This window comes from Pseudomonas sp. 57B-090624, from assembly GCF_003234055.1.
GTDB classification, from domain to species: Bacteria; Pseudomonadota; Gammaproteobacteria; order Pseudomonadales; family Pseudomonadaceae; genus Metapseudomonas; species Metapseudomonas tohonis.
Map to the genome: position 1 here is coordinate 1 of NZ_QKRU01000157.1, position 3,369 is coordinate 3,369.

The window sequence follows — 3,369 nt, forward strand, 5'->3', positions numbered from 1 at the left end:
ACGTGGAACCGCTCCTGGAAGGGCTGGGTGCTGAAGTCGAGTCACAGACCCGGCGCCGCATCCAGAGCGACAAGACCAGCCCGTCGGGCGAGCCCTGGCAAGGCTGGTCGGAGGCCTACGCAGAGACGCGCCACAGCGGGCAAAGCTTGCTGCAGAGCATGGGGCCGCTGCTGAACAGCATCAGCTATCAGGTGCAGGGCGACAGCGTGTTGGTCGGTAGCCCGCTCATCTATGCCGCCACCCACAACTTCGGCGACCCGGACCGTGGGATTCCACAGCGTGAGTTCCTGGGCGTCGAGGGCCAGGACTTCGAAGACCTGGTCGGCATCACCGAAGACTACCTGGAGGCAATGACAAATGGCTGAACTCACCCCCACCGCCGTGCTGGCCGGCGTCGAGACCTGGGTCAACGCCCAGTTCGAAGCGGCCCAGCTCAAGGTGGAAGTGAAGCTGCACGGCGGCCGTTTCAGCGTCGCCGACCTGGAGAAGTACGCCACCAGCACGCGCGCCTGTCGCGTCGCCCTGGAGGGCCTGAAGTTCGAAGTGACCGGGCGCGGCGACCTGGTCTGCTCCGCCCATGTGGTCCTGGTCGCGCTGGCTGGCGACCTCGGCAAAGTCGGCTCCCGCGCGCTCAACGTGCTGCAGGTGCTGACGCCGATTCAAGCAGCAGCGCCCGGCAGCACGTTGGGCCTGGCGCTGCAGGACAGCATCAACGCCAAGGACATCCGGGCCGCCAACCTCTACCACGCCGCCCTGGATCAGAAGGGCACCGCCGCCTGGGTCATCACCTGGCCGGTTCAATTCCAACACCCACGAGTCCGCTAGGAGGACTACATGCAAACCGAAGAAGCCGCCTCCGTGGCGGAGAAACCGCAAGTCAAAGTCAAGATCACCCGCGAGCAGGGACACCGGCACGCGGGCACCAAGCACGCCAAGGACACGGTCATTTCCGTTTCCGAAAGCGATGCACAGGCCATCGTCTCGCTGAAGGCCGGCGAGATCGTCAAGGGGGGCAAGTAAGCCATGGCAAACGTGAAGGTCTACAAAGGCGTAGGCGTTGTAAGTGCTCGCCGCCTCGATATCCCGAACGCGCCGATGCGCGACCTGGGCGATTGTGAGCAACTGAAGATCACCCACCGCAGCAACTCGACCACCTGGAAACAACACCGCCGCCCGGGCGGTGGCAACCTCGCGCGGCAGGACAACCTGGAAGGCGTGGACCTGGCGATCCAAATGCAGGAATGGTACGAGGAAAACCTCGCCATGGTGACCCAGGGCAGCCTGGTCAAGCTGGATGAGGAAACCGTCAGCGGCGAAGAGGTCATGCTCATTCCGGGCAGTCTCGCCCGTACCGAGTTCCCTGGCGCCAAGAGCCTGGTCATCACCAAGAAAACCGACTCCAGCCCCATCCCTCTGAGCGAGGTTGAGGTCTCGGCCGCAGGCATCCGAGTCAAAAAAGGGAGTGCCGTGATTACCACGCCCACCCCCGCTTTGCTGGCCTACACCTCGACGGCAGCCACACGCCTGGAAGCATTGATCGAGCCTGGCGCGGAATACGAAATCGTATTTGACGGCCTCAACGAAGCCGACAGCGGCCGACCGGTGGTGGTGACGCTCTGGCGTTGGAAAGCGCCGCCGGCCGAGGAGCTGGCGCTTATCGACGATCAGAACCCCGGGAAGCTGCTTTCCAAGGGCGAGGCTCTGGCGGATGTGTCGCGCCCCGTTGGTGAGTCGCCCTTCTACCGCGCCGACCTGCTGTAACCCTCCCACTCACAACCCGCCGGGCCGCGCAGGCCTGGCGCCTGGAGCCCATGACATGGCAATGACCAAGACCAGCAAGGCCGGCGGCCTCGGCATCCAGTGCCGCGAGCTGACCGTTGAAGAAATCCGCGATTGGCTGAAGAGCATGGAGGCCAGAACCGTGGAGCCTGATCTGGTGCGCGACAGCCTGCTGCCCGACTTCACCCTCGACGACCTGGAGCGCATGACCAACGCCACGGCCGAACAACTGGGCGGCATGACGCCCAGCGAGCTGCGCGAACTGGGGGAGGACTGCAAGGCAGTGAACCCGGATTTTTTCGACCTACGAGCGCGCGTCGGCGAGGCAGGGCGCCAACTGCTGGCGAAGCTCTCTGGCAGCTTGAACGAAACGCTGCCTGCCTAATCCGCCACGGACACACCGGTTTGTGGGCGTATCCGTGGGGGACGTGGCAGGCGGCGCTGGATGAGGCGATAGAGGCGGCCGAGAAGGCCGAGAGGGGGCGGGGCTAGGGAGTTACTGGCGGGGCTTATTCGACCGCAACCCCGGAAGACCCGCCGCAATAGCAAACACCCCCAGAAGGACTACCGCAACGACAAGCGCGCCGAAGATTGTGCCCCCGAGCTTGGGGACAAGCAGCGTAACGAGCGTTAGGACGATAGCAATTTGGTAAATCTTCATGACCGATGTTCGCCTCTCAATATCCGTTGATGCCAGCCAGGGCCGCAACACGTTGCAGCAGTTCCAGGCAGGCTACAAAGCACTGATCAATCAGCTGCGCCAACCACTTGGGCGCATCGCTTCCCTGCAAGAGCTGGAGGCTAGCCTAGTCGACAACGAGCGCCAGCTCAATGCGACGCGCCGCCATCTATCCGATCTGGCCAGCGAGATGCTGGCGGCGGAACGCCCCACGCGGGCGCAAATCCAGGCCTACCGCGCCGCCAGCCAGCAAGCCGACGTCTTGCAACGCAGCATCGCCGGGCAGCGCCTGGAGCTGGCCGAGCTGAGCCAGGCCCTGCGCAGTGCCGGGGTCGACACCACCCGCCTGGCCGCTGAGCAGAAACGCCTGGCGGCCGAGCTGGATGCCACCCAGGGCCGGGCGTCGGCCCAGGCCGAACGCATCGCCGGGGCCCGTGCCGCTCTCAACGTGCGCCCCCACGCCGACATCCGCCAGGAAATCAACGGGCTTACCCAGCAGTATCAGCTCCTGCGCAACAGCGGCACCCTGACCACGGGCGAATTGCTACAGGCCAAGGTTCGCCTGCGCGAGCGTGTCGCCGAGCTGAAGACCGGCACCAATGGCTGGGCAAAGTCGCTGGGAGAAGTCCGAGTGCAGGCCGGGGTTGCCGCCGCATCCATGGGCGCGCTTGTGTATGGCGGCGGCAATGTCCTGGGCTTCTATGCGAAATTCGGCCAGCAGATGGCGGCCGTGGATTCCATTACCGACCTGAGCCGCGAGCGGTTCGCCCAGTTGTCCCAGGAGGTGCGGCAGCTCAGCGTCAACATGGGCAAGGATGCGGCGGAGTCAGCCTCCGCCCTCAACGACATTCTGTCGTCCGGCGTCGACGAGAAAGACGGCATCAGCACGCTGGCCCTGTCCACCAAGGCGG

Annotated in this window: 6 protein-coding genes; all 6 read left to right on the forward strand. The window is 64.8% G+C overall.

Features of this window, described 5'->3' with window-relative positions; translation table 11 throughout:
* The coding region (locus tag DMX10_RS32000; RefSeq protein WP_111264861.1) for a phage virion morphogenesis protein at nucleotides 1–365 on the forward strand (365 nt) is incomplete at its 5' end.
* Nucleotides 358–825 carry a hypothetical protein gene (locus DMX10_RS32005; protein ID WP_111264862.1) on the forward strand — a complete coding sequence of 156 codons (468 nt, stop codon included), beginning with the start codon at nucleotides 358–360 and terminating at the stop codon, nucleotides 823–825. The genes DMX10_RS32000 and DMX10_RS32005, both read left to right, overlap by 8 nt.
* Nucleotides 826–834: 9 nt before the next feature.
* Nucleotides 835–1,020 (forward strand): hypothetical protein, encoded by a 186-nt coding sequence (locus DMX10_RS32010; protein WP_111264863.1) that lies wholly within the window; start codon nucleotides 835–837, stop codon nucleotides 1,018–1,020.
* A 3-nt stretch (nucleotides 1,021–1,023) separates the two neighbouring features.
* Nucleotides 1,024–1,761, forward strand: coding sequence for a hypothetical protein (locus DMX10_RS32015; RefSeq protein WP_146603113.1), 738 nt, complete (start codon nucleotides 1,024–1,026; stop codon nucleotides 1,759–1,761).
* Nucleotides 1,762–1,816: 55 nt separating this feature from the next.
* A complete protein-coding gene (locus DMX10_RS32020) occupies nucleotides 1,817–2,164 on the forward strand; it encodes a hypothetical protein (RefSeq protein ID WP_146603114.1) in 348 nt (115 codons plus the stop codon).
* 274 nt (nucleotides 2,165–2,438) lie between these two features.
* Nucleotides 2,439–3,369, forward strand: a 931-nt coding sequence (locus tag DMX10_RS32025; RefSeq protein ID WP_218281356.1) for a hypothetical protein, incomplete at its 3' end; no start/stop codon positions are given.

Coding starts and splice junctions, on each gene's coding strand:
- DMX10_RS32005 (WP_111264862.1), top strand. CDS start 358: ATGGCTGAACTCACCCCCACCGCCGTGCTGGCCGGCGTCGAGACCTGG.
- DMX10_RS32010 (WP_111264863.1), top strand. CDS start 835: ATGCAAACCGAAGAAGCCGCCTCCGTGGCGGAGAAACCGCAAGTCAAA.
- DMX10_RS32015 (WP_146603113.1), top strand. CDS start 1,024: ATGGCAAACGTGAAGGTCTACAAAGGCGTAGGCGTTGTAAGTGCTCGC.
- DMX10_RS32020 (WP_146603114.1), top strand. CDS start 1,817: ATGGCAATGACCAAGACCAGCAAGGCCGGCGGCCTCGGCATCCAGTGC.